At 39.0% G+C, this 26,930-nt stretch carries 32 protein-coding genes and 2 pseudogenes; 7 read left to right on the forward strand and 27 right to left on the reverse strand.

Annotated elements, in window-relative coordinates; translation table 11 throughout:
* Nucleotides 1-153 precede the first annotated feature (153 nt).
* Together RQP52_RS23035 and RQP52_RS23040 are read right to left on the reverse strand one after the other, a co-directional pair.
* A complete protein-coding gene (locus RQP52_RS23035; RefSeq protein WP_315954027.1) occupies nt 154-360 on the reverse strand; it encodes a bacteriocin immunity protein in 207 nt (68 codons plus the stop codon).
* Between the two features lie 133 nt (nt 361-493).
* Nucleotides 494-868 (reverse strand): hypothetical protein, encoded by a 375-nt coding sequence (locus RQP52_RS23040; protein WP_315954028.1) that lies wholly within the window; start codon nt 866-868, stop codon nt 494-496.
* A gap of 199 nt (nt 869-1,067) precedes the next feature.
* Here RQP52_RS23040 and RQP52_RS23045 point away from each other — a divergent pair, with 199 nt between their 5' ends.
* Complete coding sequence (locus RQP52_RS23045) at nt 1,068-2,192, forward strand: IS110 family RNA-guided transposase (protein ID WP_315954029.1); 1,125 nt, start codon at nt 1,068-1,070, stop codon at nt 2,190-2,192.
* Nucleotides 2,193-2,692: 500 nt separating this feature from the next.
* Here the strand turns inward: RQP52_RS23045 and RQP52_RS23050 are convergent, their stop codons facing one another.
* From RQP52_RS23050 to RQP52_RS23110, 13 genes are all read right to left on the reverse strand, one after another.
* Nucleotides 2,693-3,139 carry a hypothetical protein gene (locus RQP52_RS23050; protein WP_315954030.1) on the reverse strand — a complete coding sequence of 149 codons (447 nt, stop codon included), beginning with the start codon at nt 3,137-3,139 and terminating at the stop codon, nt 2,693-2,695.
* A 165-nt stretch (nt 3,140-3,304) separates the two neighbouring features.
* Nucleotides 3,305-3,694 (reverse strand): hypothetical protein, encoded by a 390-nt coding sequence (locus RQP52_RS23055; protein WP_315954031.1) that lies wholly within the window; start codon nt 3,692-3,694, stop codon nt 3,305-3,307.
* A gap of 98 nt (nt 3,695-3,792) precedes the next feature.
* Nucleotides 3,793-4,152: a hypothetical protein gene (locus RQP52_RS23060; RefSeq protein WP_315954032.1), complete on the reverse strand. Its 360-nt coding sequence runs from the start codon at nt 4,150-4,152 to the stop codon at nt 3,793-3,795.
* 149 nt (nt 4,153-4,301) lie between these two features.
* A complete protein-coding gene (locus RQP52_RS23065; protein ID WP_315954033.1) occupies nt 4,302-4,679 on the reverse strand; it encodes a hypothetical protein in 378 nt (125 codons plus the stop codon).
* 235 nt (nt 4,680-4,914) lie between these two features.
* The gene (locus RQP52_RS23070) at nt 4,915-5,256 is read right to left on the reverse strand and encodes a hypothetical protein (protein ID WP_315954034.1); all 342 of its coding nucleotides are present in this window, start codon (nt 5,254-5,256) and stop codon (nt 4,915-4,917) included.
* A gap of 62 nt (nt 5,257-5,318) precedes the next feature.
* The gene (locus tag RQP52_RS23075; RefSeq protein WP_315954035.1) at nt 5,319-5,675 is read right to left on the reverse strand and encodes a hypothetical protein; all 357 of its coding nucleotides are present in this window, start codon (nt 5,673-5,675) and stop codon (nt 5,319-5,321) included.
* 160 nt (nt 5,676-5,835) lie between these two features.
* Nucleotides 5,836-6,639, reverse strand: coding sequence for a class I SAM-dependent methyltransferase (locus RQP52_RS23080; RefSeq protein ID WP_315954036.1), 804 nt, complete (start codon nt 6,637-6,639; stop codon nt 5,836-5,838).
* 243 nt (nt 6,640-6,882) lie between these two features.
* On the reverse strand, nt 6,883-7,374 hold the full coding sequence (locus tag RQP52_RS23085) for a hypothetical protein (RefSeq protein WP_315954037.1): 492 nt from the start codon (nt 7,372-7,374) through the stop codon (nt 6,883-6,885).
* Nucleotides 7,375-7,968: 594 nt separating this feature from the next.
* Nucleotides 7,969-11,655, reverse strand: a complete 3,687-nt coding sequence (locus RQP52_RS23090; protein WP_315954038.1) for a rhamnogalacturonan lyase family protein — start codon at nt 11,653-11,655, stop codon at nt 7,969-7,971.
* Between the two features lie 527 nt (nt 11,656-12,182).
* Nucleotides 12,183-12,482 (reverse strand): hypothetical protein, encoded by a 300-nt coding sequence (locus tag RQP52_RS23095; RefSeq protein ID WP_315954039.1) that lies wholly within the window; start codon nt 12,480-12,482, stop codon nt 12,183-12,185.
* A 131-nt stretch (nt 12,483-12,613) separates the two neighbouring features.
* Nucleotides 12,614-13,429 carry a hypothetical protein gene (locus RQP52_RS23100; protein WP_315954040.1) on the reverse strand — a complete coding sequence of 272 codons (816 nt, stop codon included), beginning with the start codon at nt 13,427-13,429 and terminating at the stop codon, nt 12,614-12,616.
* A 223-nt stretch (nt 13,430-13,652) separates the two neighbouring features.
* Complete coding sequence (locus RQP52_RS23105; protein ID WP_315954041.1) at nt 13,653-14,252, reverse strand: SMI1/KNR4 family protein; 600 nt, start codon at nt 14,250-14,252, stop codon at nt 13,653-13,655.
* Nucleotides 14,253-14,413: 161 nt separating this feature from the next.
* The gene (locus tag RQP52_RS23110; protein WP_315954042.1) at nt 14,414-14,740 is read right to left on the reverse strand and encodes an HIT family protein; all 327 of its coding nucleotides are present in this window, start codon (nt 14,738-14,740) and stop codon (nt 14,414-14,416) included.
* A 9-nt stretch (nt 14,741-14,749) separates the two neighbouring features.
* Between RQP52_RS23110 and RQP52_RS23115 the strand changes: the two genes are divergently transcribed.
* Nucleotides 14,750-14,941 carry a hypothetical protein gene (locus RQP52_RS23115; RefSeq protein WP_315954043.1) on the forward strand — a complete coding sequence of 64 codons (192 nt, stop codon included), beginning with the start codon at nt 14,750-14,752 and terminating at the stop codon, nt 14,939-14,941.
* On the opposite strand, the gene RQP52_RS23120 is transcribed toward RQP52_RS23115, so the two are convergent.
* From RQP52_RS23120 to RQP52_RS23145, 6 genes are all read right to left on the reverse strand, one after another.
* Nucleotides 14,925-15,440 carry a hypothetical protein gene (locus RQP52_RS23120; RefSeq protein WP_315954044.1) on the reverse strand — a complete coding sequence of 172 codons (516 nt, stop codon included), beginning with the start codon at nt 15,438-15,440 and terminating at the stop codon, nt 14,925-14,927. The two genes, RQP52_RS23115 and RQP52_RS23120, sit on opposite strands and share 17 nt — an antisense overlap.
* 248 nt (nt 15,441-15,688) lie before the next feature.
* Nucleotides 15,689-16,195, reverse strand: a complete 507-nt coding sequence (locus RQP52_RS23125; protein ID WP_315954045.1) for a hypothetical protein — start codon at nt 16,193-16,195, stop codon at nt 15,689-15,691.
* A gap of 224 nt (nt 16,196-16,419) precedes the next feature.
* Complete coding sequence (locus RQP52_RS23130) at nt 16,420-16,779, reverse strand: DUF7674 family protein (protein WP_315954046.1); 360 nt, start codon at nt 16,777-16,779, stop codon at nt 16,420-16,422.
* A gap of 256 nt (nt 16,780-17,035) precedes the next feature.
* Nucleotides 17,036-17,515 carry a hypothetical protein gene (locus tag RQP52_RS23135; RefSeq protein ID WP_315954047.1) on the reverse strand — a complete coding sequence of 160 codons (480 nt, stop codon included), beginning with the start codon at nt 17,513-17,515 and terminating at the stop codon, nt 17,036-17,038.
* 125 nt (nt 17,516-17,640) lie between these two features.
* A complete protein-coding gene (locus RQP52_RS23140) occupies nt 17,641-18,132 on the reverse strand; it encodes a hypothetical protein (RefSeq protein WP_315954048.1) in 492 nt (163 codons plus the stop codon).
* 68 nt (nt 18,133-18,200) lie between these two features.
* Complete coding sequence (locus RQP52_RS23145) at nt 18,201-18,551, reverse strand: hypothetical protein (protein ID WP_315954049.1); 351 nt, start codon at nt 18,549-18,551, stop codon at nt 18,201-18,203.
* A gap of 496 nt (nt 18,552-19,047) precedes the next feature.
* Here RQP52_RS23145 and RQP52_RS23150 point away from each other — a divergent pair, with 496 nt between their 5' ends.
* Both RQP52_RS23150 and msrA read left to right on the forward strand, forming a co-directional pair.
* Entirely contained in the window at nt 19,048-19,251 is a 204-nt protein-coding gene (locus tag RQP52_RS23150) for a peptide-methionine (R)-S-oxide reductase (protein WP_315954315.1), read from the forward strand.
* 1 nt (nt 19,252) lies between these two features.
* Nucleotides 19,253-19,780: a peptide-methionine (S)-S-oxide reductase MsrA gene (gene msrA, locus RQP52_RS23155; protein WP_315954050.1), complete on the forward strand. Its 528-nt coding sequence runs from the start codon at nt 19,253-19,255 to the stop codon at nt 19,778-19,780.
* A 284-nt stretch (nt 19,781-20,064) separates the two neighbouring features.
* On the opposite strand, the gene RQP52_RS23160 is transcribed toward msrA, so the two are convergent.
* A complete protein-coding gene (locus RQP52_RS23160; RefSeq protein WP_315954051.1) occupies nt 20,065-20,403 on the reverse strand; it encodes a winged helix-turn-helix transcriptional regulator in 339 nt (112 codons plus the stop codon).
* A 266-nt stretch (nt 20,404-20,669) separates the two neighbouring features.
* On the opposite strand from RQP52_RS23160, the gene RQP52_RS23165 reads away from it, so the two are divergent.
* Nucleotides 20,670-21,557 (forward strand): alpha/beta fold hydrolase, encoded by an 888-nt coding sequence (locus RQP52_RS23165; RefSeq protein WP_315954052.1) that lies wholly within the window; start codon nt 20,670-20,672, stop codon nt 21,555-21,557.
* A gap of 54 nt (nt 21,558-21,611) precedes the next feature.
* On the forward strand, nt 21,612-22,007 hold the full coding sequence (locus tag RQP52_RS23170) for a dihydrofolate reductase family protein (RefSeq protein ID WP_315954053.1): 396 nt from the start codon (nt 21,612-21,614) through the stop codon (nt 22,005-22,007).
* A gap of 70 nt (nt 22,008-22,077) precedes the next feature.
* Here the strand turns inward: RQP52_RS23170 and RQP52_RS23175 are convergent, their stop codons facing one another.
* The 5 genes and pseudogenes from RQP52_RS23175 to RQP52_RS23190 all read right to left on the reverse strand — a co-directional run bounded on the left by RQP52_RS23175 (nt 22,078) and on the right by RQP52_RS23190 (nt 26,191).
* Nucleotides 22,078-22,479 (reverse strand): DUF2398 family protein, encoded by a 402-nt coding sequence (locus RQP52_RS23175; protein WP_315954054.1) that lies wholly within the window; start codon nt 22,477-22,479, stop codon nt 22,078-22,080.
* Nucleotides 22,476-23,828: pseudogene (locus RQP52_RS23180) on the reverse strand (TIGR02677 family protein). The gene RQP52_RS23175 and the pseudogene RQP52_RS23180 overlap by 4 nt, the downstream one beginning before the upstream one ends.
* Before the next feature lie 345 nt (nt 23,829-24,173).
* Entirely contained in the window at nt 24,174-24,995 is an 822-nt protein-coding gene (locus RQP52_RS23185; protein ID WP_315954055.1) for a hypothetical protein, read from the reverse strand.
* Nucleotides 24,996-25,529: 534 nt separating this feature from the next.
* A pseudogene (locus RQP52_RS36520) lies at nt 25,530-25,910 on the reverse strand (TniQ family protein); the annotation flags it as partial.
* Nucleotides 25,911-25,921: 11 nt separating this feature from the next.
* Nucleotides 25,922-26,191, reverse strand: coding sequence for a hypothetical protein (locus RQP52_RS23190; protein ID WP_315954056.1), 270 nt, complete (start codon nt 26,189-26,191; stop codon nt 25,922-25,924).
* Between the two features lie 166 nt (nt 26,192-26,357).
* On the opposite strand from RQP52_RS23190, the gene RQP52_RS23195 reads away from it, so the two are divergent.
* Nucleotides 26,358-26,702, forward strand: coding sequence for a helix-turn-helix domain-containing protein (locus tag RQP52_RS23195; protein WP_315954057.1), 345 nt, complete (start codon nt 26,358-26,360; stop codon nt 26,700-26,702).
* The last annotated feature ends 228 nt before the right edge of the window (nt 26,703-26,930 follow it).

Below are 26,930 nucleotides of genomic sequence, written 5' to 3' on the forward strand. Positions count from 1 at the left end.
AAGTGACCCACAGCAACGGGCTGTGGGTCATAATATTATGAATAACTGCCCGTTTAGGTGAGCGAAAGGCTGCCGATCGTGCCTGCAACCTCCCATTATTGTGTATTAAACAAACGTTCCCAGATAGTTCAACACTATGCTCAATGTTTACTGCTAAATGGGCTTATAACTTAGTGCTTGTTCAACGACTTCTTCTGCAGTCAGTTCATTTTCATTCCAGTAAATTAAATCACTAACTTCAGGATGTGGGACGCTAAACTTGAGAAATTCAATCATATTATCGATTTCTTCCTCACTACCTTCAACGCGCATTATTTTTCTTACTAACTCGATCAATTGATCTTTACTTAGAGCCTTCATTATGGCCACCCATCCTCTAAATGATGAATAAATTATTTCTGCGTAGTCATTGCGCCATCCTGCCCTTACACTGCGGCCACAGACTCAAGCCGACTGTTACGCCGAAGCTATTTGCTCTGGATCACCGATTGTATTATCGGTACTGGTTCGGATCATATGGTTTAAAAATCGGTTCTTGATTCTTAAAATACCATTCTACCACTCTATCAGTTAAATCATCATATATGTCATCTTCTAAATAGGGACTATTGAATTTCCTAAGCCTCTTTATATTGCTCTTAATTTTCATTTTCTGTAGCATGCTAAAAACTCCAGAATTACATAAATTTATTTCCAGAAAATCACAAAACATTTCGAAACAACTATCCCAATTGCCATTTCCGTTCCTCTGAGCTTCATCCCTTAATTTCTCTATAGCTCTTATTAACTCACCTTGTACTGTCTCTGATTGACCTTGCTTTGGTACAAAGGATTTCCATAAATGTTTTGCCTCTACGAAGTATTTCATAAAGAAACCTCTTTTATTAGTTGTATAGTAATGGAAATATTCTATCACAACTTTGTTCAGGTGTGTTGCGTTAAACTCCCGATAGTCATAATGAACGAGGCGGCCCCATTTCGCTTATCGTAGGTTACATTTGGTAAAAATGTGTAGTGGATTCTACTTAAAACCAAATGCAGAGCTACATTCGAAAGGAGCCGCTACTATGAAGGATTACACAAAATTTGTTGGTTTAGACGTATCAAAAGATTCAATTTCTGTTGCTGTTGCAGACACAGGACGTGGTGAACCACGTTTTCTCGGCAACATTCCGCATACACCTGAAGCGATTCGCAAGTTGATGAGAAAGCTAGGCACTCCCGAGCAATTGCAAGTATGTTATGAGGCAGGACCAACTGGGTACGCTCTTTTCAGATTTCTCATCTCCTTAGGAATTGACTGTATCGTTGTAGCTCCAACACTTATCCCTAAGCGTGCAGGAGACCGAGTTAAAACGGACCGAAGAGATTCTTTGAAACTTGCAAAGCATCTTCGATCTGGTGAACTTACACCTGTTTGGACACCAGATGAAGATCATGAAGCATTAAGAGATCTCGTTCGTGCTCGTCATGATGCTAAGGAAGATTTGCATCGCGCTCGTCTTCGTCTTGTCCAATTTTTGCTTCGTCATGATCTGCGTTCTCCAAAAGGAACACGAAATTGGTCGCTTAAACATCGCGAATGGTTGAATAGTCTGCATTTTGAAAGATATTCATTACGAATTGTTTTTCAAGAGTATCTTCATGCTATCGATGAAGTCGCTGATCGAATGAAGCGCATCGAAGCTGAAATACATGAGCAAGCCATGAGCAGTGTTCATGCTCCTGTTATCCAAGCTCTTCAAACCATGCGTGGTGTTGCAGAAGTAACTGCAACCACATTGGTAGCCGAAATTGGACAGTTCTCTCGTTTCTCAAGCCCCAGGCAATTAATGTCTTACGCGGGACTAGTTTCTAAAGAATATTCAAGTGGAACTACCAGATGGCAAGGCTCCATCACCAAGGTTGGAAATGCTCACATTCGTCATGTTGTCGTAGAATCGGCTTGGGCATATCGTCACTCGCCATCATTAAAAGGCCAACTCCTTGCTCGACAAAATGGACAAGACCCTGAGGCCAAACGCATTGCGTGTAAAGCTCAGCACCGTTTGCATAAAAAATATCATCAAATAACTTCTCGAGGGAATGCCGGAAAGAAGGCCGCCGTTGCTGTTGCTAGGGAACTCATGGGGTTCATTTGGGCTATTGGTTGTGAAATTGAAAAGCGAACGGAAACTGTTGCAGCAGGTTAATTTTTATTAAAACCCAATTAGTTTATGGGAATAGTTTTGAGGTTTTGGCTCGGAGGCAAAGCTCTGGTAAGGAGAACCCTCATGTTAAGCTATGCACTAGGTCTGTTTATTAACCGAATGTGCGCCGTTAGTCCGAGGCAGCTCCACGACGGATGGAATGAAATGCGGTAACCAACCCGCGCATATCAGACTGTTAACCACCGTCAACTACTTTGCCTTCGTGCTAAGATCTTAAAGCACCTCTTTTTCAGCGCGGCCATTATATCCTTTCTCTCCGTTTGATTGTCAAGGACGCAAAGTCACCGTCCTTGACAATCACTTCGCGAAAGAATCTTTAGGTTATTAGGCTGAAAAAATGAAAGTGAAGAACTAAGAAAACCTTCCAAAAAATGGGGTGTTGACCGCCTCGTTCATATCAGCTTAATGACAAAAGGAGCGGCTGCCGCGGCAACCTGCTCCTTGGTTAGTTTGAAATACGTTACCTGTTAAATGGAACGAAACTATTTCTGTTTTGATTCTGTAATGTTAAAAGTACCCGTTCCCTTATTAATATGGTTTCCTTCGAGCCAATCCACTTCTACCGATACAGGTATATTAATCGGCAGATCTAAATCGGATAATGTTATCTTTTCATTCGATTCTAATTTTGAAACAATTGTTTTTGAATCAGCTTTTACAGTTTTACCTGCAAGCTTTTCTTTTGTATCCACTCGGTAATATACAACTACACTTTTAACAGAAGCGCTCCCTATATACATAAATTCAATATCGTAACCCTGTTGTCCTAGAGTATTGATTTTTGGAATCATTACTAATTTCCAATTTTCTAAGCCGTTTTGATTGGTTAATGCAGTAACGACGGGAAGAATTTTAGAATCTTTATCAGTATTTTTTGAACAACCCATAATAAATATGATGCATACCATTACGATCAAAAATTTTCTCATTACTTCATCACCTCTTTTTCTTATACGAAAAACAAGTAAATTTGTTTCATTTTTCCAGAGTTAAATACGAGCTGAGAACAAGCAAACCTCCGTTATTTCAACAGACAAAGGAGGCAGCTTTTCGTGCGCAGCTACCTCCTTTGTCTGTTGAAGTATAGTTCCCAATTAACTTAATCCATAATAACTTCTATAAAACTCCAAAACTTTATCCCTTCCTATTGTTTTAAGCTTCTTGAGATAATCTAATTCATTTTCCGCTTCAGCGGTTTTTAATGTTCTTAAATACGAAATGGTTTCTTCTAGTCCCGCACCTATTAGCAATTCCCCATCAATATAACAACCTGTATCGAAATTAATATTTTTTGCCTTCCATATCTGCAATGTATCCTCAGCAATTCCATAAGTATATACAAGGATACAGAGTGTTTTCAGGTATTCATTATCCTCACGTTCCTCATTTAAAGACTCGCTACGTAGCAACTCTTTAAGAATATCCCTATGTTGTCTCATTGGTTCTAAGCCATACTGTTCAAGTAATAGCTCCGTTCTGTCCATGGAATCATCACCGTTTCAAAATATTATTAATTGAGCTAACGTCCTCTCGTTAGTGCAATCATGTTTCTCATATAAAGCACCAATAATACTATCTCTTATTACTTTATAAATTCGGGATAGAACCAATGCAAATCAAAGAATAATTTTTCTAATTTTTCGAACCCATCACTTCCATCAAACACTCTATTCCATTGTCTTTCCGCCTCATAAGTATCAATGTATCTAAATTCTAATTTATTACTTTCTAATTGTCTTACTAATAGTTTAGGCCCTTCATAAGGATAATTCACTTGATTTTGAACAATATATAAATCACAAACTGAAGTCCATCCATAAATATGATTTGAATATTTAGAATCTCTAACAGATACCACCAAGTTGTAGATACTAAAAAACTTGTTTTCTTTATTACTTAATCGTTTATAATCAGAACAAATATCATCCCATTTTCTTATCATAGCAATTCTCCATATACAGTTTTTCATTCTCAACTAACACAGTATGATACCATCCCCGAGTTAAAGATTTCACCGCCACACTATCGTTCCCAGTTAGTAGAACTGAAACCGCTAAAAAAACCACAATACGGGAACTCGCCATATTGTGGTCAGAAATCACTGGAATCAGATGGAATTATCCACTTCTCTTCGTATCCGCCTAGGAGAGCGGTTGGGTTTTTACCATGTATGTTATTTACTACACTTACTCCCCTATACCATGCTACAAGTTCTGCCTTGGACTTACTATATGTAACTTTATAGATAACATTACTTTTATTAGAGTCCTCTGCAAACGGGCTGACGTTGGGGTCTACTCTCTCAATTTTCATTACTTTCCCCCCATTGGAAGAGATAACCTTTCTTATTTCTTCTTCATGTTTCTTTTCGAGTGAGTGTAAGCTAATAATCAACGCGATAGCAGTTATCCCTAGAAGTATTAAAATAATAATAGTTATCCATTTTGAAAACCTTCGTTTATAAAGCATCTAACACACCATCCATTTCAACCAAGCATACTTACCCACTCTGAGTGTTTATTTTAGCACTAATTTCCCAGCTTTATTAATGTATTGCTGAATTATATGTTTATGAGTAGCAACAATTACAAGAGACTTGATATCATCTTGTTTCAAGAACAAGTCCACCGATCATGCAGGCAGTCTCCAATAAGTGTGTTTATTTAACAAACGTTTTCCGTTTGAATGGATAGCTGTTTAATGACTAGATGTCGTCTGGAGGAGCATCTCCTGGTTTACTCCAGTATTTTAACCCATCCATAGCTCTTTCTAAATCATCCATATCATCTTTACCTAATGTGTTATCAAACTTTTCGGACAACACACCTCTAACTTTAGCAAGCCTATTCGTTACCTTCCATTCATCAATGAAACGGGTGGTTTCCTTTTCATATTCCGAATTGTCTTGTATCAACTCTCCTTCTTGATATTTTATAGCATAATAAGAACCCATCTTGTGTAATGATGTCATAATTAACTCAATCTCTTTAAGCACCTCTATTATTTCAGAGCCTGACATACTTATTTGCTCATTTGCTTTTAGCATTTTCGCATCTCCCACTCCTTTATTTGTTCAACTTTAGTTCTTACGTTAGCACAATCTTCTTTTCAAAATTTTAGTTCGTTCTTTGCTAAATCCAAAGCTACGGCTATTTTAATCTGATTCGTTTTACTATGTCCCTTAATCAAATTCTCTATTGGATACACTTCTAAAATCGGAGCTATTTTATCATCGTATCGATCCAATTCAATATTCATAACTGTGTGTGTATCCACAAGAAAAGTGATAATATCTTCCCCCTGCTCAAGTGTCCAGTATAAAATGTACGCAGTTTTCATTGTGGGAAAGGTATCTCTAATAATGTTCAAATACCTTCGCATGGATATATCATCGAGAAGACGAATTCTTGAGGCTTGTAATTCTTTTCTATACGCCTGTTCTGTAATAGTCCCCCTAAGTTTCATGATTTGCCTCCTATTATAAAAAAGACTACGATTATTTGTACATAGCTTATTCATGACAATTCCACGCAATCCTGCCCGTTACTTCAACAGACAACGACAGCCATTACCGGCTGCCGTTTTAGCAATGTTTGAACTATAGTTCATCGTTAATAGAATTTAATTACGAAGCTTTTGCTGTTAATAAGTGATAATAATTAATTATTTTCAATCCTTTTGAAGTTGCATATTTATTAAAAATCCTCTCTACATCTTGCAAGCATTCCTGCCAAACAATATCTCTAAGTTTTTTGCTCTGTCCAAAGCATTTTTTAATTAGAACATCTTCTGGTGTAGATAGGTATTCTATTTCTTCAAGTAGCTCTACATTAATATCCGTTAAACCACTTCCATGAAGATTAAGCACACGCAATATGTCATTTGCTTCTGGTTTTGGTATTTGGGAATATAGGCCTGGGAATAATTCACGTAAAGCACCGTGGCTACCAGCATGGTAGAACCCTATAATTGTCCCACCTGCTCTAACAATTCGATTACCCTCGTGATACCAATCTCTTGGACCTTTTTTTGTATATGCTACATCGAAATAATCATTTGGAAAGGGCAAATTACCATTCCCATCAATAATTAGAAAGTTGATATTTTCTACTGATTTAGTTTTATTACCCTTTTCAATAAAACCCTTTTCTACATCAATCCCTACAACTTCTTTTGCATTTAATGCAAATTGAAACGCAAATTCACCATGACCACATCCAACATCCAATAATCGACCTTCACATAGGGAGGAATTTATTTTTTCTGCCAATATCATTTCAGCTCTCGGTTCATCAAACGTTGACTTCCAAGGATATTTATATTCTCCCACTTCTCCAAACAATTGTTTATACCACTCTGGGCTATGGGGTACTACCCATTCGGGGTGTTTCATTGGGTCAAAAAGAATTTTTTCCAAGCCATCTGACATTTTATTCCCTCCATAATCTTATGTATCTCTTCCCTATATTATTTTCTGGAATTTTGTGGAAAATCCTTTTATTGTTTCAAGAATAATTGATTCAGCAATCTTGCCAGGTCCTTTAAACTTGCGTAGCTTTCCGCCACGGTCTACTGCCCGTTAGCGCAACGCGGCTGCCGATCCATGCCGGCTGCCGCGTTTTAGTTATTTATTCAACTATCGTTCGCCGTTAGTTGAACACTGAATAATCCTTTAATAAACGATTAAACTACCCGTAGGCCATTTCCCTTGATATCCACAGGGAAAGTTTCCTGAAGTATAGATATTTAATAAGTCCTTACTATAAAAGCCTCTTATTCCTTTTGGTACTTTCTTTTGGTATGAATATTCCATCACAATGGATAGCAAATCCCATTTCACACATTCAATAAACAAATTATTTATTGAATGTGTTTCTTTATAATCGTAAATCTTTGGAAAGATTCTCGTTTCCAAAAATATCTTTGCTTCTATGACTAGCTTATTCCAATAAGAGTATTCTATTTGATATTTATCGTGTAAGAACTGTGTTAGTTCGTTATGAGCGTATAATGTCGTTTCTTCCCAATTGCTATCAGTGAAGTATTTAGTTGCTTCATTCCAAGAATAAATATATATGCAATCAAAATCCTTAATTGGATTTCCACAATTACCAAACCAATTAATGTAACTTAAACGATAGCAGATTTCTTCATCTAACTTCATTCACCGATGCCCCCAAACAAAATGCTTTCTTCTCCATTGTCAGTTATATGGTATCACATTAGGAAAATAATGTATTGGGGAATTGTTGCCGAGTTTCCGCTATACTGCCCTTTAGTTGAATAGAAAAAAGAGACCCACAGCAACGGGCTGAGGGTCTAAGGTTATAATTTAAAGGGGGTCAAGTTATATTATAGGCTTAATTCATTAATATCACATGAATGTAAGATTTCAATTATGTTACATCCGCTTAACTCTCGTGTCCCGTTAGCGTAACGAGGTTTCAGTCTACAACTATTTTTCAATCTAACACATTTTATTTTCACCGAACACATTTTCTTGGATTTCATTTCTTCTATCATTCCTTTACATAAAACAAAGAAGAACCTTGTGAGATTCTCCCACAAGGTTCTTCTAATTCACTTCATGAATAGTAGCACGAGAACCTTCACATATCATCAACTGCTTTCATTCAACTGTTGAGGAGCGGGAGACGACGATTCTAGGTTTACTCTTAAAAATTCTTTTACTTCCTCTTGAAGATATTCATAACCAAATGGATTTTGAGTTGGATCGTTAGCCGGTTCTCTTCGTCGTTTATTTCTTGTGTGATTGATCGTGCGGTACACTGACATTAACAGACTTAATGGTTTGATTTCCGGCTTTATCGGTCGCCGTATACATGATGGTGTACATCCGTCCTATACCTTGACCCGATCGTTCCGCACGTAGACTGAACGATGGGTCAAGGGTTCCGTATTCGGCATTTTGGATATCGTTTGGCTGATCATCGGCGCCTGTCCCTTGATCCGGTTCGTTGCTCGTAATTGAGGTCAGGACGATCGAATCGATACCGGATATGTCGTCGCTTCCGTCAACTTGAGCAGTTACTGAAACGAGTTTATGATTGGCTGGCCAAAGCTGTGTATTATCTAACGAGACATTCAGATTAGGTGCCGTTTTATCAATTTGGATTGAAACCGTGTGCGTCTTTTCTACGTTTCCGGCATTATCTGTGCTCCAGTAAACAAGAGAATGTATGCCTTCCTCTTTAATGTTAACCGTCGTTCCCGTCTGCTGGACGCCTCCGTCCAGTGTATAATATGTCGCCGCAACGCCGGAACCAATATCACTTGAAGTAAAAGTAACCGAAACATCATTGTTCACCCAGCCAACAGGTGCATTATCAGAAGTTGTTGGTGCTGTAATGTCAACTAGATAGATATTAGGTATTGGCGGCTTCTCCATACCGTTGCCAAGATAGAAGCTCGTATGCGGCGGTTGATTATAACCGGTGTTCTGCCAAGCGACGCCGAGCCTGTAGACGGGGTCATGCATTAAGGTGTAAATCCGTTGATCCGTCACAGCTGTTGTCGAATAAATGCGAAGCGCGCTACTGTCTTCCGTCCTTACCATGACCTCTTCTCTCCAATCCCCCAGAATATCCGCTTGCAGTGACGGATTTCCTTTGGTGCCGTTATTGGAGAAAGTTCCGTTTAGCGTGGCGATACGGGATAATTTATTGTTCTCATAATCCCATTTATCGATCTTCGGAACACCATTTGTTCCGTCCCAATCATGATCCAAAAGTTCCCGGCTTAAATCTCCGTCCCACCAGACCGCGAAGTTCGAAGTTGGGATTTTGCTCGAGATTCTCGTGCCATCGGTATTGAACATAAAACCGTTCGAATTGGTCTCCGTGGCTGCTGACTTGGTCGCATCTATCGCCCAGGACTCTTCTCCCACGTACCTCGGATCCACATCGGCCGAAAGGCCTCTGCCCGTGTCCGCGCCAACTTGGAGTTGACCATACAGTACTTTGCCAGTTCGGGCATCCAACATAGTCGCAGAATATGGACTGTTCGTCTCCTCCTGTACCGTCCACAATTCCATGCCCAAACGGGCAGGGTTCAGATCTCCCAGATGCATGGCATCCCCATGTCCCAAACCGCTGGCCCATAACAACGTACCGTCATTGTTAATGGCCGTATTTCCAGTAATAATTTCATCCTTGCCGTCTGCATCCACATCCGCTACACTCAGCTGGTGATTTCCTTGTCCATGTCCCGGATTAGGAGAATCGAATTCCCACTGCTTGGTCAGCTGACCATCTCTCCAGTTGTAGGCAACCAGCACCATACGGGTATAGTATCCTCGTTGTAAGATAAGACTCGGTCTCTGTCCATCCAGATACGCAATTGCTGCACCAAAACGGTCCACACGATTGCCGTAGGTATCTCCCCAGTCACCGACATTTCCTCTTGACGGATCGTAATTTGCGGTGTTCAGCGCTTTGCCAGTTGCACCTTCGAATATCGTGAAATATTCAGGGCCAGATAGGACATAACCGCTTGAATTTCGATAGTCCGCTGTAGCATCACCGATTACCGTTCCTATTCCGTCAACGGTGCCGTCAGCTGTTCGAGCCGCTACCTCTGCTTTCCCGTCTCCATCCAGGTCATAAACCATAGGGTGCAAATAATGAGCACCAGCTCGGATGTTTTTCCCCATATCCAATCTCCAGAGGCGGGTACCGTCCATCTTATAAGCGTCCAAATATGTATTGCCAGTAATCCCGGACTGTGAATTGTCCTTCGAATTGCTCGGGTCCCACTTCAATACAATCTCGTAATTGCCGTCGCCATCCAGATCACCGACGGAAGCGTCATTAGCACGGTAAGTATAAGCTTCACCTGTACTGGTGACCCCATCCGCAGGTTTTTGAAGCGGCACAGTGAGGTAATTCGCATTCCATGGTTTTACCGTCTCGGATTGGTTCTTTTCAATTCCATTGATAACGGCACGGACAAAATAAGAGGAATCCGCTCTGCCTTCAGGATCCAGATAATTGGTGCTATCTGTTATCGGAATTGAATTCATTTTGACACCATTACGGTACAGGTTAAAAGCTATATTTTCCGGCTCTGTTCCGAGCAATCGCCATCCTAAGAATACATGGCCGCTGTCTTGAATGGCTACGAGACCTCGTCCCAAATCCTCCATCTGTCTTGCCGGTAGCAATTTTGGTGTAGCGCTCAGACTTACCGCTAACGACTCCGATAGACCTTCATTTTCATATTGGTAAATACCGGTTACTTTGAAGGTATAGGTTATACCGTTCGTTAGCCCGTTTATGGTAGCGACGTACGTCCCTTTCGGTACTGCAGCTACTAATGTTTGAGTTTGATCTGGGCCCACTACATAGATATGGGCTTCTTTGTATGCAGGATCCATCGGCGCTTTCCATCCGACAAGAACTTTTGAATCACGTCCTTCCGCATTTACATCCATGACTGCGGGGGACTTTTCCAGCTTGTTTACATTGATCGTATAGGTTCTGGACACATCCGTATATACGTTAGAAGTAACCGTAATCCCGATGGAAGAAGATGCTCCGGTTAATGGCACAGAAATCGAGGATCCGCTAGCCATACTTGAAGATCCAACCTTCAAATTTACATTAGATGCGTTGTTTGCAACCGGAGCTATTGTTAGATCATTAACAGAATAGGGAACATTAATGGTGTAGTTCTCAATGGTTGGGTCAAAAGAAAACGGCGGAACAAAATTTCCAGAACTTAGTTCCACACTTTTCAACGCAAGGTCCAGCGAGGTTACTTTGAAGTTAGCTAAATTGAATTTGCCTCCACCCGCGTTGGTAAAAAATCCAAAACTACTGATTCTATCTCTAGCACTATAGAAATCATCCGTTGATGAGACCGTACTTCCTGTGTTCAAATCGAGAATGCTGACCGTATATTTTTTCTTTGGAATATTGAAGATCATAGTAAACCGGTACCAATGCGTCGGATCATAGTTCATGAGGGTTGGACCATTATTACGCTTAAAAATCCCAGCATCCATCTGAAAGCGCATTGCTGCAGCAGTTGTTGCATTCACCTTCCCGTCCATCACCCAGAAGGTTCCACCTTTATTAGTTGGGAGGTTCACATCAAATTGCATGATAAAACCTCCGGTCTGTGGAGCAAACCGTTGTCCGAAATAGGAAGAACCAGTTAAATCATGGCTGATGGCGGCATAAGTCAATCCCGTCACCGTATTTTGTACGACATTGACGACCGGGGCGGTTCCTTCCACAGTCCAGTTGTTAGCGCTTCCGATTTTTACAGACCCCAATGGATATGTACTGAAATTCTCATTTACAAAGGTCGTATCTGCCGCTAATACGGGGGCAACGTTTAAAGGCATCAATAACGAAAAGAGGAATAAGGCGATAAGCAGCTTAGATACACATGAGTAGCATGGTTTTTGAAAAAAATACATCCCTTTCAACCTCCTATTCATAGATCAACTTCGTAGAACCCAGCCTTTGCTGACTTAGCTAAAGAATCCGATTTCCGGTTTACTGAACCTCCTCTCGTATTCTCGAGCTAGTGTCCAAGCACTGGAGCAAGCTCATTATAAGCAATCTATTCCACGTATTCTATGCAAAAAACAGTAATAAATCTAAAAAAAACAGTGTTTATTGCACATAAGAAAAAACACCGTAATCCCGAAAATCTTAGCGGTGTTGAACACAAAAGGAGTTCGCGAATCAAGCTTCACCACTCTCCCTTCTCGTTACTTTTATTGAAAATGAAACTAAGCTTAATATTCGCCTTTTACTGGTTACTCATTATGTGCAAGAAAATGTTTGTTAACAACTTCATTTATAGGAGTATCTCCAGATATTTCACCGTTTTTCAACTTAAAAATCATGAAAACAAGGAGCAGCTGCTGTGGCAGAACTACTCGTTGTTTAGTTCAACTATCGTTCCTCGTTAGTTCAACGAGATGCGCGAGTAACTATCTTACTGAGTAATTCTTGTTGTGCTTTTAGAAGCTAGTTGTTGTATTGGGTACTCAATATTGCATACATCACAATGATAAGCATAACTTCTAACTATTCGTTCTGTATGTGTATACAGTGTTTTACCGTCAACACCTTGATCAACAAATGACTTATCGCCAAGCGAGTGGTCTTTAATTTTTTTCTTCATTTTTGCCCCACAACCTGGACACAATTTCTTTTTAAAAAACATATATATAAATTCCTTCAAAGTAAGACTTGCTTCTATTCTCTTCCCACCCATTGACCAATTAGTAACCAATTTCTTACCCCCAAATATTAAAAAATAATTGAATATCACTAATAAAAACAACCTACTCAAACCCGTTACATTGATGAAGAAATTGTATTAAACTATAGTTCCTCGTTAGTTTAGTAATTGATCTGAAAATTTTATATGAATCTAACGGGTTCTGGTCTGTACAGCTTTATTTTATGTTTCTGAAAAAGCTCTTTCACTTTTGCACTCACAATCAATAAGCGGGTTTCGTACACATTCAGATATTCAAATGTCAAATTAAAGTCCCGAAACTTTTCCATCTCCTCTTTCCTATAAATCATTTCAGAACGGATAATCCCTTTGAACCTGCATTCACAACAAATGATAGGATGATGTCCATAAGACTCAAAACGTACCTGATCGTCTAATGGAGGCAAAACGTTTTTTACAACTAACTGATACACCTTTTGTACATTCCGATTCTTATAATCACTGGCAGGAAGGATATCACATCCAGTAAGCTGATTGCTTTCAATTACTTCCTTGGCGTAATCAGTAATTATTAATTCCGGCTTGATTTGTACAAAATGTTTCGTTCTGATCTTCTTCACATCTAATTTCAATTCAGAAGCCTGAATTTTACCGCAATACTCGCAGCAATGATCGTTAGCAAATTTGTACTTCGTCCCATAATGCTCAGCATCCTTGAGAGCATCATGTTCCCACGGATAGTAAACTCCCACATCAAAAAATGCTGCTTCCTTCATTTCTTGCTTTGTGTATTCCCGATTCTCTGCATAGGTGTGACTCAGGTTCTCATTCTTGATCAAAGAGATTAAATCTTGATATCCAGACCTGTCTTCATCTGTTTTTATTTGGAGACCACTAGGTTGGAATGAAATCTCATCTAATCTGTCCTCAAAAAGGCTATGAATTTTTTGAAGTGTGTCACTACTATCTCTAATATGTATAAACGCTGTGCGTTTCACTAAAACACCTCTGAACTAGTTTTTATGCAGAAACTGAACAAATAACTAAGAATAATTTCGTCGACTTTTTACTTATTCCTTTTTTCCCAACAAATCTCCGTTACTTCAAAGAAATCAAAAAGGAGCTACCGCAGCAGCTCCTCAGCTATCGTTATCCGTTAGCATAATTCGTCAAGCCTACATTGATAAATCAAACGCTAAATAGCTTTCTTCATTAGCGTGTTTACTGTCTTTTACTTTTGAATTTTTCAACCAATTTTAGAAACTCAGGTGTCGTCTTCACACTAACAATACCAAGATCCTTGGGTAGATTTTCATCCTCTACTATTTGAAAACTTAGGATAAACTCCGAGAATGAATTTGCTATTAAGTAAACATTATTCCATAATTCTTCTTCGCAGGGGTCGAAGTGTTCTTGGTCATGATCCCAAAAGTAAATTTTTCCCCTTACATCCTCAGTAACTCCAATACAAAGTTGATCCCCACCTGTAATATCCGCAAATGGTATCATGCTTTCAGGCATTCGCCCTAGATAGCGTTCGATATTAGTAATTAAATCATTATTGTCATTTTGTAAGTTATAAAAATACCCCATTCTCCCTCGTTCATCGTGCTTTGGAATGTTGGTTAATTGTGAATAGCTTATTTGATGGTTATAGTTTATTCTCCCATATGTCAAAAGAAATTCTTTATAATCTTGAGGCAAGTGAAACCCATATTTCTGCTCGAATGAAATAATTAAATTATCAGAGTGAATACCACTTTCACTAGTGATGCCTACCTCTAATAATTTCTGTTTTACCTTTTCAAAACTAATCTGCATCTTTATTCACTCCACCCATATAGAGACACATTTACTGGAAATATCTTATCACAAATTACTTATACTTAACTACGTTAACCTACCCTTTAGTTCAGCAAAGGCTGCCAATCAGCCGGCAGCCCATTTTGATTTTTATTTATAAACTAACGTTCACCGATAGCTTAATCGATTTTCTGATTCTTTTTAAATAAATATCGAATACCTTTTCCGGCCATTAATTCGTCAGCATAACGAGGAATTACATGTAAATGTGAATGAAAAATATGTTGTCCTCCCACATGACCACAATTCCATCCAACATTGTAGCCATCTGGCTTGTAATTTTGATCCAAATACAGTTTTACTTCTTGTAGTAACTGAAATGTTTCATTCCATTCATCTTGAGTTAAGTCAAAAACAGTTTCCCTATGTTCTTTCGGGACAATTATACCAGCCCCTTTAATCTCTTGTTCTTTAAGTAAAGTATAAGTGCAACTTTCATTGCTCATTATGACTTCATGACTGTTATCATCGGAAATATTGCAATATGGACAATTAAGCAAACTCCACACCTCACAGAAAATGCTGCTGATCCTGATTATTATTTTCTTTTCTTCACCGTAAAGCTCTTAATGATTGTGACGGCAGCTTTTTCACTCAACTATCGTTCGCCGTTAGTTCGACAAGCTAATTCTATTTACAAGGTGTAATTGGCGCGAAATAAGCTAGTACTCTTTTCGTTCCTATTAAATCAATGAATTTCACTTTAAGTTCTGTATCCTTACCTTCGCCAATGATCTCAAGAACTTTACCTATTCCAAATTTAGCATGTTGAATCTCATCTTCGACCCTAAGTGATTCAATAAATTTTAATTGCTCATCCGGGATACTTTCGGACTCATAAATTTCTACTACTGAAGCTACTCTAAGGTACTCAGGCGGTTCCGGATATGACTTATTGGTATTATCGTAATATTCGCCTTCATCACCTTGAACTCGAGCGCCAATTCTATTTGCAATTGTAATCATTAAACCGATCACCGTATCATTAGCACCACATAGAGTAATTCTGCCGTCTTGAAAAATAAATGGTATCCCTTTATAGGTGTTTAGAATATCTGCAATTTTTATTACATCATCTTTTGTTATTGGGTTTTGCTCACTAGCAATCCAGTGTTCAGCCTTTGTAATATGTAGATCGTAACTCATCGAAACCACTTCCTCCGATATTTGTATTTAAAAGAGATATTCTCCATTACAATTTAATCCACCTTCTGCTTACATATTAACCTGCCTTTTATTTCAATGAAAAAAAGGGAGCAACTGCCGTGGCAATCTACTCCCTGGTTATTCAACTATCGTTCGCCGTTGAACAAAGGCAGCCGATCAATGCTGGCTGCCGTCATGTCGTGATTGAACTATAGTTTTTCGTTAATTGAAACAGCTTCGGATATCGACTACCTTTGCATTCTCCGAATACGATATAATCGTATTAATATAATGCCTACAATTGCTATTATAAAAATAACGAACACAAACCAGTATATTTGATTTCTATTATTCGCAGACTGCTCAATTGTTAATTTCCCTGTATTTAGATCTTTAATTTGTTTTTTATTTACCTCAGACCAATCTCTTGAATTACCACATATATTAGCTTCTAAATGACCATCACGCTGACTTGCGAATATTAAGTAATCTTGACCTTCTATAATTTCCTTCCACATGTTACCTATAGAAATCCCTTTTTCAATAACATCTGTACTTCCTTTCCAAAGCGTCTTCAAACTAAAAACAACAGTAAAATCGTTTTCTAATGTATTAGAATTAAGAGCTGTACCCATAAGTACAATCGAGCTATTCGCAAACTCTTCTTTTATTGATTCTGGATGTGCGCATGAAACTGCACTAACAGGCTCATTCAATACAATACTAAACAACAAACATATAACAAATAATGGCACAATACATATCCTCATCTTATCACCTCTTATATATATCTTAGATAAGTTTCAAGAATGATACTTGTTTGAAACTGCCCGCTTAGCCGCATGAAGGGCTGCAACGCTGCAACCCTTCATTGTTTAACTATAGTTTCTTCGTTAGCGTAATGAATCTTGCCGAATGACAGATGCGTGAATGCGGATTTAGAGGTTGACGGTGGCTTCAGAGATATACATAGAAATTCTCATAATCTCCCCCATGCTCTTTCAATATTATCCGACGCTTTTCTGGTTTCCTTACCCATGTATCTATAAGCAACTTCTAGTATTTCCTTTTCGTCCCCAAGCCTCTCTAGAATAGTACAAGACAAAACTTCTTTAACTAAAGTATCCCCCTTTAATTCCATCCTCTCATAAAATTCAAACAATCGTATTAGTAACTCGGGTTCTATATCTTTTCTTAGTAATTCGATCAAATAATCATTTAAGTCACCAAAAAACACATGGTTAAGAACTTCTTCATATAATGCTTCATGATCAGTAAGGTTAAGCCTGAATTTTGGAAATTCATTAACAAATATTTTTGAAAGTTCATTATATTTCAAGCCTATCCCACCTTCTTAAATTCTAATATATTCGCCTGCCTTGCCTAAGATATTCGCGAAGTTATTGAACTATCCTCCCATTACGTAAAAAGGGAACAGTCTACCGGCCACGGCGTTCTGTTCCCATGTTATTCAACAATCGTTCTTACGTTAGCTTAATGATCCGATGTGGTAGGTTGTGCAAGTTGTCTGCATTAATCTCTTCATCGATAATTCCTGGTGGATCAATGAGTCTAGAAATTGCATTAAAATTGGTTTATAGTTTTGTATAACTTTCTTCATTAAAAGATATTCCTCCTCTTGCAGTTAATCCAAGTGATTGCTCACCAGTTAGAATAGGTTTTCTCCTAATAAATTGTGTATATCCAACGGATTTAAAAGTGATATCTCCTTGATTAGACGAAATATACCAAGACCATTCAATATTTCTATTAATGTATTCTTTATTTCGAGGTTCTTTAGGTTCACTCCTAAACACTTTATCTATCTCAAAACCACCAAATATAGATAAATTAATATCTAGATCATAAACATTCTCAAATACCAGTGTGGAAGGTGCCACCCAAAACTTGAAGTAAATGTTGTCCTTCTCTGGCTTAACCCATTCTAAAATATAATCTATATCAAATATTAGTTTATAATTTTCATTGTCAAAACCAATTCCATACACCTTACAATCATGCCAACTCATGTTATCAAAATCTTCATCATTCCATAGATACTTATTAGTTTGCATGTTTTATCTTCCTTAATTTAGATTTCAGGTTTTTTTACATAACGTCTTATTAATAAACTTTGCACATTTTCGGACAGTTGCCGGTTACGGCGATCTGTCCCTTGTTTTTGCGCTATTGTTTCCTTTTAGTTAAACGAGTCTTCATTCAAAATGACACAAAACTCCTCAAATCTTTTTAATTCATCAAGCGCATCCTGCACTATATCTTCTACCTCTCCGTAAATACCTGCAGTTGCTAAATAATATCCGTCACTTAACCGATCTAAAAATGAAAACTCATTTAACTCTTTATCAGAGGTGCATCCATGTACATACAATGCATAAATATAAGAAAAGAAATTTACTATCGATATTTTCTCATTAATAAATTCTGATCGTATTTTACCCAATATTAAATACATTGGATGTTGAAAATCATGCTCTCCGTACAAAGATTTTAAAATTGAAAGCATGTCGGTAATCTTCTTGGAACTGGAGAGAGATAGTTCAATAAAATTATATGGAACATCATATCTTTCAATACAATTATCCGCCCATTTTATGATATCATTTTTATTTTTATAACCCGTTGCTAATGCGAGATAATAGAAACCTGCAAGTAATCTCAAGTTATTCATATGCACTTTATCCTTCGCAGTTTATTATGAAACGTTCTGCTTTTAGTTTAATCAATTAATATGTATCGTCACCATTCGGTTCCCCAGCAAATTGAGATGTAAGGTTTCGTCCGAAGAGTTAAGATCTTAAGATTTTTATCACGGAATAATAGCTGTGCGAATTCAGAGGCTCCTTGTTTTTTTATTTCTATTCCATAAACTTTCTCCAAAGTAAGTTCAACTAGAACATTATTTTCTTGATGCCATCTTATATGAATAAAACAGTTGCTCGGTTCGATTTCTATCTCTAAAACATCAGTTCGCCTTTTTAGAATGAATCTCCATTGATTGTAGTATTCGGGAATGTCTATTTCATCTAAAAATTGTGGCTCACATTCAAAAAGCCCAATAAGTTCGTGTTTATCAGGAAATATCTCCATTCTTTAACCCGCTTACAATAACCGACATTTCCCACATTATACCACATATGGATTGCGCTAAACTGCCCGTTAGCGTAACGCGGCCACCGTTTCACGCTGACGTTTTTATTTAGCTCCCCCGCCAGTTAGATCAACCAGGAACTGACGTGATTAAGAATACATAGATATACAATGCTTAGTGGGATCCGTCGGGAATGTCATAATATTCTTGTCACCCGACAAGCGTAAATCAAATGTCGTTGGAAAAGAACATATATCTATTACCCCCTAATAGAAAAATTCCCCGCTTTTTTAAGGGGAATGCAAAGTCATCTTTTATATTCAGAATTCAGAATACACGTTTGCTTTTTTATGGTAAGATAGTTCTTCAACAGTAAAAAACAACAGGTTTGAGTCACGCATACCGCGGGTATAATGGTTGAGGATCTAACGAAGCTCTAAGTTAGTTAGAAAAACATTGCCTTTCCAATGCGGATATGGGACATCCTAGACAAGGATCTTCGAGTCCCATAAGACGATAAGGACCGAGGTTAGATTCACTCACGGCGATAGCTATCTCGGTCACGTCTTCCCGGATGGCTGGGCTAATTGCGGTGGCCTACGCTACTGCATCAATTCCGCGTCGCTCCGATTCATCCATCGCGGCGACACGGAGAGCGAGGGCTACGGCAAATATCTCGATCAGATTGAGGAGGTTTAACATGCAGCAGCGCGCTGTACTCGCTGGGGGATGCTTCTGGGGAATGCAGGACTTGATCCGCAAGATTCCCGGCGTCGTCTCAACTCGCGTCGGCTATACTGGCGGTGACACTCCGAACGCGACCTATCGCAACCATGGCGCTCATGCGGAGGGGATCGAAATCGTCTTCGATACTGCGGAGACGAGCTACCGGCGCATCCTGGAGTATTTCTTTCAAATCCACGATCCTACGACGCGGAACCGTCAGGGCAACGATATCGGCACAAGCTACCGTTCGGCGATCTACTATGCGAGCGACGAGCAGAGAAAGATAGCAGAGGAAACGATCGCCGACGTGAACGCGTCGGATCTGTGGCCGGGCAAGGTCGTCACCGAAGTGACGCCTGTCGGCGACTTCTGGGAAGCAGAGCCGGAGCACCAGGACTATCTGGATCGCTATCCGAACGGCTACACCTGCCACTTCCCGCGCCCCAACTGGGTCCTTCCCAGGCGGGAGGCCAGTGGCGCCCCGTCAAGTAGACAACAATGAAATAAGAGCACTAAGCAGCCTTAGTTCGGTACTACACCGGACTAAGGTTGTTTAACTTCTTCTCTGAAACCGCTTGTGGTTGTAAAAGTGAATGTACCGGTGGACCTCATCGATGAGCTGCTTCTGTCCCTTCTTTATTCTGACTACAGGGTGAAATCCTACGAATTCATAAGTCTGAGTGAGGAAAAAGAATCATTTCGAGGGAGTCCAATATGCAATAATTTCCCTTGGCTTAGCTTTTGCATTTTGAGTCCTTCCGCTCCCATGCTTCGTTTCATTCACTTCTATGTCATCTCTCCTGCCCCACTCTCGGTTAAGCTATTTTCCTTAACCCATGTCCACATAGCCGCAAAAATAGGTTGCAGATTCCACCCTCGCTCAGTTAGCTCATATTCGATGTGCAGGGGCACACCGGGGTATTGAGTGCGCGTTATTATCCCCTTCTCCTCCAGCACCCGCAGTCGATCCGTTAACGTCTTCGGGCTAATCGGGTGCAGCTTTCGCCGCAGCTCTCCAAATCGCTTGGTACCGACAAACAACTCTAACAGAAGAGGGAGAGTCCATTTACCATCCAAAATTTCCAACAAAGGATCAATGGCTTCGATACAAGAGCGATCCAACATTTATGTTTCCTCCATAGTTCATTTTTTGAAACTATTGCACTTTATTGTAACTACTTTTCAAATATACCACAGTGATGTAGTCTTATATAAGAGCCATAACACAAAATTCTAATACATATCGATATCAACCCCTAAGTGGTGCGCGCAACCGGGATGCTCAATCGATATAAGCAGGGCTTTGAATCACAATTAATATCTGAATATTCAAATAAGTATTCCGAGAAATTTAAACGCCGTTTAAAACAATTGGCAGAATGGAGGCATAAATGCAAAGACCGTTTGATGTAGATGCATCGGAGTATCCGTTTAAGGACCACTGGATGCCTTACCGCGATGGCGTAATTCATTACATTGACGAGGGACAGGGTCCTGTCATTCTTCTCCTACACGGAAACCCCACCTGGTCTTATCTTTACCGGAACGTCATCAAAGAATTGAGCGATGAATGCCGTCTGATTGCATTGGATTACCCAGGACTCGGAATGTCACGAGCTCCATCCGATTATGGCTATACGCCAAAGGAGCATTCTGAGGCGGTCACAGAATTTATCCGGCGACTGAATCTCAAGGAATTCGTACTAGTTGTCCAAGATTGGGGGGGCCCGATCGGATTCAACTACGCCGTAAGGCACCGTGAGAACCTGCGCGGAATTGTCGTGATGAATACCTGGGCATGGCCGGCCACGCTCCCTGCGATGAAACTATTCTCGTTAGCCATGGGTGGATGGCCCTTCGGGTACTGGCTTCAGACAAGACGAAACTTCTTTGCCAAGAAGATTGTCCCGAATGGGATCTATCATTCCGAGAAAATCACGGATATCTTGAGAAATGCCTACACCGATCCATTCCCAACTCCAAAATCTCGGAAACCTACATGGGTATTCCCGAGGCAGATTCGTAAAGCGCGTGCGTGGCTCGCGGAAATCGAGGCGAAACTGCCAGTTCTATCGAATTTGCCAGCACAGATTCTGTGGGGAATGAAGGATAGCGCAGGCTTTCCACCCGAAGAGATGGCTAAATGGCAAGGTTATTTGAAATTAAACGAAACCGAGTCGTTAGACGATGCCTCTCACTACGTGCAAGAAGATCGGCCGGACCGGGTGGTCGCATCCATCCGCAGAGTCCTTGAACGGACATCGCGGCATTCAAGATAACTAGGTTGAACTATAATCACCGTTTATTTTAATCGATTTTTAGGAGGCAATCTAATGAAAACAATTCTTTGGGCAACACTAACAGGCAATGGCAACTACGCTCAATCGAGTCCGAATAATCCCCCAAAAGAGGAAGCGCTCGGCGATTTTGCGACACATGTTCAAGCAGCCGGTAATTTCATTGTCGGAAGAGGCACTTTTGAAGGAATGCAGGCGAGCGAAGACGGGTGGGCTTTTACCGGAATGGATATCGTTGTCGTATCGGCAATTGTGAAAGAAATTCCCGGTGTGACGGTTGTCGGCTCACTGCTCGAAGCCTTGAGCTACCTGCGGAAAAGAGGCTATCAAACCGCCCTCGTCTCGGGGGGCGCGGACCTTCACAATGCTTTTCTGGGTCAAGGTCTTGTTGACGAGCTCATATTCAATGTCGCGCCGGACTCAATCTATTGATTGACACGGAAAAGTACCAATACAAAGAAGTGAAATTGTTAAACTTCAAATCACTCGGCAGCGGCGTCGTTCAATGGTGTTTTTCTAAAAACTTATCGTCTTGCTCCCCAAGAGTTGAACGGAGTTCTTCGCAGAAGTCGCTAATTAGAAATGTTTCGTCATATCTTCCTTCAAAGAAAGCAAACAATGCAAACAGAACAGTATAGTCCATAGAGCTTTTAAAAACATCGGGTTCCAAAACTGTATATTCGTTTGCTTCTGCAGGTATCTTCTCAAGCCTGGCGAACACTTTGCGGTGAATTACGAGTTCAAGGCCTAGTTTTTCCCTAAACCAGGTCTTTAACTGCGATTCGTATTTTTTCACCAAATCAAATTCTTCCTGTTGTTCCTCCCGGACAATCCAATACTGCTCTAAAAGCAATCTTGAATCTCTCTTTAAATCATCCTTTTTTGTATCACCCGTTGTTCTCATACAACTGCTACTCCTTTACCATGCTTTTGCAGAAGTAAAGTACCGCTCGGCATAATCAATTCTCCATCCAAACACTGCAACTTTATACTACCGTTTCCAGGAACCCATTTTAATGTGTGTCCCCATTCTGTCCGGCCAATACTATCCGCTGAGTGCATACATCTGTTTACAAGTTCCAAAATTTTTCGCCTCTGAGGTCTAGCTAAGATCGGAAGTTCTTCCACCACGATCTTGCCCTCTTGTATTAGTAACTGAAAACTCTGCTTAATCTCTTCTTGTTCCCTCATGTATGTTTCGAGCATTTCTCTTTGCTTTGCTTTATTATCAGCAATCCCACTAATTTTGCCTTTAGTGCGGAATCCCGGTTTCCGTGAGCCCAGTTCAATTGGTTCCTGATCAATGTCCCAGAAGCTTTCGATCCTACCGGAAGTATCATTTTCTTCGCAGGCGAAATGCTTTGTATACGCGACTCCGATTACCAGTGAGGCCAATTTATGAGCATCTTCATCACTACCGAGTTCATAAAAATGTTTGGCTAAATCCCAAAACTCCTGTTTTCTGCTTCGCAAATATTGCTTACTTTCCATAAGCCGGCTAGCAAAACGAAGCATTTTCCGTATAATTTCTCCAGTCTGCGTCATAACACTTTACGCATCGCTGTGTTCACCGCAAAACCAGATAAAGATGGAACTCCATTCATCTTGCAGTCTCTTTCTCATGGCTTCGGGAGACATTTTTTCACCAAAACGAAAAATCGATTGCTGATAGGACACGAGCTGTTCGATGATTTCTTCTAGCCATTGTTCATGAAACTTTTGCTCCAACATGTATTGCAACATCGGAATTTTTTTCTGAAGCACAAGAATGAAATCACGCAGATAATTAACAAGATCTCGACGGCGAACCAAGAAAACCTCACTGAGCATTTCATCTTCTGCTTGAAATGAAGAAATATGAGCTAGATAGTCGCTGGTTTTTCGATCAAGTCTACGGAAGAATTCCATTAAATCTTCCCATCTACGATATACCTCTTCAGGTTGTGTTGAGACATCTACTGAATGTAGCTGCTTAAGTGCTTCCATGATTCGATCGAATAACGTTTTATCCAACGACCCGCCACCAAAGTCTGTTTTGTTGGTCTCAAGCGTTTCTAAAAAGCGCTCTATTTAAATTGTATAATTTGTAGCCTGGTATTTAAATCTCTTAGATTTGAACTCTTCGATAGTATAATAGTCATTCGCCTCTTGACGTGTAGTGACGTTTTTCCATCCCTCAAGTACATCTAAGTCTTTTTTTAAGTCATCTATTGTGTAGGAATTAAATTCATCAAATTGTTTTAAATGCTGCAAAATGTCCTCTGCCTTTAGCTGCGTTCGGTAACCATACTGCTCATAAAAAAACGAAGAATAGGACGGTAGCGCCAAGTATTCATTGTATTCATATAGTTCATTTCTTCGATTTTGGCCGTGTACATATTTTGCATAGTGATCATCCTTTTATTAGAAATCTAGTTTTATTATACTATAGACTTCTCACAATCTACCTTGCCTATTATGTGGCATTGGGCGGCATCGTTACTCCCCTAGGGGCTATTCTACAAAGAACTTTGACGTCCGATACTAAAAGAAGGATGGCATGGCTTACTCCTTCCTTCTCTTTCGAAAGTCCAATGCTAAGTTACAGTTCAAGCCATATCACGCAATCTCCAGACGCTCGTTCTTCATTAATAATAAATTATCAATTCTCTTTTTATTAAATAAGTACCTTTTCCTCCCATCCTTCATTTCGATAATTTGATCTGGTACTAGAATCCCCTCCTTCATCCACTGTCGCGCTTTCTTCTCCCCAATATTTAATTGATCAATAACATCCTGAAGGTAATAACCCTGTTCAGATTGGTTTTCCTTTTTAATCAAATCTATACATTTCTGCAGTTCATCAATTTTGTAGTAATTTTGAGATAATGTACCTTGAATACAATCATTCATCGGCTTTAGTTCATCATTTAATGTAAACTTGATTAACTTAACAATACTTAAGCCGCATACTGAATATGTAATTAAAGCCTCATGGAACCGTATATATCCCTTCTCAATATCTGACCCCAATTCACCGCGGCATCTTTCCAGCAGCCTCTTTACTTCATCGTAATTTAGTAATTCATATCGATTTGATTTTTTATGATAAGTTTTCAGAATCCCAGCCGTAATTAACTTTGGAATAGAGTCTTTTTGGATACCTAACATTAGTGCTGCTTCACTCTTTGTAATATAATACTTTTCGTCCTCAAGTTTCTTGTCAAAAGAATTCCTCTCCACGAAATATTGTTTTCTTTTCCCCTTCTTTATTTTTATCATCTGGATTTCATTGAATTCACTCAACTGAATTAACTTTTCATAGCTCATTCTTTCTTTGGTTCTAATCTCTTCCTTTCTAATAAATTTACGTTCACTTAGCAATTCTGGACTTTTTTTAAAGACTGAAAAATCCCTACGGATCAGTCCCTTATCAATCATTTTTAGCCAAAACTTATTGTAGGCCTCCGACACTTCTCTAAATTGGTTCTTTTCAAGAATTACTTCAAATTGCTTCTTTTGCTCATAAATGTATTTGGACGGTTTACACTGTACAAAATCACTAAGCACCTTGTAAAAGTTATGAGGAAAATTTTGATACATCCAAAATACATTATTAAATGCATGTGATTGATTTTCGCTTTCTCGCTGATTATTCTTTTTTTTATTAAAACATGAGATTATATGCTCGTCACCTAAAAAGCTTTTCAATCCTTCAATTATGTAATAACTTGATTCAGCTAAAATTAAGAAGTCTAAAATACAAAGATTTAACGGGGGACACTGCGTACGTAACGGGTTAAACAATTCGTTATATAAGTATAACTGAGGAGTAATAATAGTCTCTAAAGGTACAGTTCTGTTTAAATTTGCTTGACTTAAATTAAAGTTACAGACTTTACAATTACCGTTTAGTACTGATTCTAAACAAATCAATGAATTACAACGTGGACATTTTTCAATAAGGGAGATCTTATGCTTCGTGCAGATATTCAGAGGATATAATAGCCAAGATAATCTATGATGCTTATTTCCAATTAAACAAGCCGGACAATATTTAATGCGGTTTTTCATAAGTAGTTTATCAGCGAGATCTTTTCCCGTTAATTCCTCAATCCTTATATTTGAGTGCTTTAGCAATAACTCTGGGGGCTTTGAAACTAAAACTCCCACCTGGTTTATTTGATGACTATTAAAAGCATTATTATTAAATTTTGAAATCGTCATTTTTAAATCTGATACTAGATACGAGTAAGACACGTACCGATTTAGTTTAGAAATTCGACATAAATAACTTGTTAAACTCTCTTCTTCATTTAGATCTGCTCGCTTGCAAAACATTCTCCCTTTGAACATAAAGTGTCCCCTCACGAGACATCTCTTCGAATTGATCTTCTTACGAATTCAGAAATCTTAGATGTATCTGGTACAACGTTTGCATTGAAAATCTCACCATCATAAATAACCCTAATGCTATCAATCGAATCCTTCGAATAGATTACGGGTATTAACCAAGTTCCACTTGTTGCAGCTCGAAGATACCATTGCTCTTCAATGGCTCTTGCGCATGTGTAAAAAGTTCGGTTAACATAAATACCCATTGGAGTTACAAAAGCAAAAGAAAATGTTTTTCTCATTAGATAATCTCCTTCATTAGGAAAATTTAAATTCTATAAATCTAGTACTAGTTATTCCCCAACCCCGCGATTTTAATACTTATAAATAGTAAATACTATTTTTATATTTATAAGATAATGTTTCTGTTTCGCTCCTTTGTCTACACTTTAAATAGAGGTGTTTACAATGGGCGGCGACATTTTAAAAATAGTTGGAGCAAGAGTAAGAGATATTAGAAAAGCACATGGATTAACACAGGAACAATTAGCTGAAGTTTCTGGATTTCATTTTACTTATATAGGTGCAGTTGAGCGTGGCGAAAAAAATATCACTTTGCTTAATCTAGAGAAACTAGCTGAAGCTTTAGAAACAGAAGTTCAAGAATTATTTGGATATGCTGAGTTGAATATTGGAAAAGAAAATAGTAAACAAAGAGATCTACAAGATGTGCTTGACCTCCTTATTCGCCAATCAAATGATGAGATTAAAAGAGCAAAGTTTATTTTGTCTGAACTTTATAGAAACAAATAAGTTATGATGTATAATAAAACTAAATATGCCTTGGTGTTATTTTCCAACTCTCGATCGGCTGAATAATAACAATGTAATAAAAGGAACTCATTTCAAAAATGAGTTCCTTTTGCTTTGTAAACCAATTCAAGTTCTCTAAACTTTTTGAGGTTGTGAACACGAAGCAAGGTCAATTCCAAAATAGGTTAGTGCGCAACCTGCCAAAAAGCAATCAGCTAATGTAAAAAG

The organism is Paenibacillus violae (genome assembly GCF_032461945.1).
GTDB classification, from domain to species: Bacteria; Bacillota; Bacilli; order Paenibacillales; family NBRC-103111; genus Paenibacillus_E; species Paenibacillus_E violae.

What these genes read in the sequence shown, in the direction of transcription:
- RQP52_RS23035 (WP_315954027.1), bottom strand. Translation starts at nt 360, where the DNA reads ATGAAGGCTCTAAGTAAAGATCAATTGATCGAGTTAGTAAGAAAAATA.
- RQP52_RS23040 (WP_315954028.1), bottom strand. Translation starts at nt 868, where the DNA reads ATGAAATACTTCGTAGAGGCAAAACATTTATGGAAATCCTTTGTACCA.
- RQP52_RS23045 (WP_315954029.1), top strand. Translation starts at nt 1,068, where the DNA reads ATGAAGGATTACACAAAATTTGTTGGTTTAGACGTATCAAAAGATTCA.
- RQP52_RS23050 (WP_315954030.1), bottom strand. Translation starts at nt 3,139, where the DNA reads ATGAGAAAATTTTTGATCGTAATGGTATGCATCATATTTATTATGGGT.
- RQP52_RS23055 (WP_315954031.1), bottom strand. Translation starts at nt 3,694, where the DNA reads ATGGACAGAACGGAGCTATTACTTGAACAGTATGGCTTAGAACCAATG.
- RQP52_RS23060 (WP_315954032.1), bottom strand. Translation starts at nt 4,152, where the DNA reads ATGATAAGAAAATGGGATGATATTTGTTCTGATTATAAACGATTAAGT.
- RQP52_RS23065 (WP_315954033.1), bottom strand. Translation starts at nt 4,679, where the DNA reads ATGCTTTATAAACGAAGGTTTTCAAAATGGATAACTATTATTATTTTA.
- RQP52_RS23070 (WP_315954034.1), bottom strand. Translation starts at nt 5,256, where the DNA reads ATGCTAAAAGCAAATGAGCAAATAAGTATGTCAGGCTCTGAAATAATA.
- RQP52_RS23075 (WP_315954035.1), bottom strand. Translation starts at nt 5,675, where the DNA reads ATGAAACTTAGGGGGACTATTACAGAACAGGCGTATAGAAAAGAATTA.
- RQP52_RS23080 (WP_315954036.1), bottom strand. Translation starts at nt 6,639, where the DNA reads ATGTCAGATGGCTTGGAAAAAATTCTTTTTGACCCAATGAAACACCCC.
- RQP52_RS23085 (WP_315954037.1), bottom strand. Translation starts at nt 7,374, where the DNA reads ATGAAGTTAGATGAAGAAATCTGCTATCGTTTAAGTTACATTAATTGG.
- RQP52_RS23090 (WP_315954038.1), bottom strand. Translation starts at nt 11,655, where the DNA reads ATGTATTTTTTTCAAAAACCATGCTACTCATGTGTATCTAAGCTGCTT.
- RQP52_RS23105 (WP_315954041.1), bottom strand. Translation starts at nt 14,252, where the DNA reads ATGCAGATTAGTTTTGAAAAGGTAAAACAGAAATTATTAGAGGTAGGC.
- RQP52_RS23110 (WP_315954042.1), bottom strand. Translation starts at nt 14,740, where the DNA reads ATGAGCAATGAAAGTTGCACTTATACTTTACTTAAAGAACAAGAGATT.
- RQP52_RS23115 (WP_315954043.1), top strand. Translation starts at nt 14,750, where the DNA reads ATGACTGTTATCATCGGAAATATTGCAATATGGACAATTAAGCAAACT.
- RQP52_RS23120 (WP_315954044.1), bottom strand. Translation starts at nt 15,440, where the DNA reads ATGAGTTACGATCTACATATTACAAAGGCTGAACACTGGATTGCTAGT.
- RQP52_RS23135 (WP_315954047.1), bottom strand. Translation starts at nt 17,515, where the DNA reads ATGCAAACTAATAAGTATCTATGGAATGATGAAGATTTTGATAACATG.
- RQP52_RS23140 (WP_315954048.1), bottom strand. Translation starts at nt 18,132, where the DNA reads ATGAATAACTTGAGATTACTTGCAGGTTTCTATTATCTCGCATTAGCA.
- RQP52_RS23145 (WP_315954049.1), bottom strand. Translation starts at nt 18,551, where the DNA reads ATGGAGATATTTCCTGATAAACACGAACTTATTGGGCTTTTTGAATGT.
- msrA (WP_315954050.1), top strand. Translation starts at nt 19,253, where the DNA reads ATGCAGCAGCGCGCTGTACTCGCTGGGGGATGCTTCTGGGGAATGCAG.
- RQP52_RS23160 (WP_315954051.1), bottom strand. Translation starts at nt 20,403, where the DNA reads ATGTTGGATCGCTCTTGTATCGAAGCCATTGATCCTTTGTTGGAAATT.
- RQP52_RS23165 (WP_315954052.1), top strand. Translation starts at nt 20,670, where the DNA reads ATGCAAAGACCGTTTGATGTAGATGCATCGGAGTATCCGTTTAAGGAC.
- RQP52_RS23170 (WP_315954053.1), top strand. Translation starts at nt 21,612, where the DNA reads ATGAAAACAATTCTTTGGGCAACACTAACAGGCAATGGCAACTACGCT.
- RQP52_RS23175 (WP_315954054.1), bottom strand. Translation starts at nt 22,479, where the DNA reads ATGAGAACAACGGGTGATACAAAAAAGGATGATTTAAAGAGAGATTCA.
- RQP52_RS23185 (WP_315954055.1), bottom strand. Translation starts at nt 24,995, where the DNA reads ATGATTGATAAGGGACTGATCCGTAGGGATTTTTCAGTCTTTAAAAAA.
- RQP52_RS23190 (WP_315954056.1), bottom strand. Translation starts at nt 26,191, where the DNA reads ATGAGAAAAACATTTTCTTTTGCTTTTGTAACTCCAATGGGTATTTAT.
- RQP52_RS23195 (WP_315954057.1), top strand. Translation starts at nt 26,358, where the DNA reads ATGGGCGGCGACATTTTAAAAATAGTTGGAGCAAGAGTAAGAGATATT.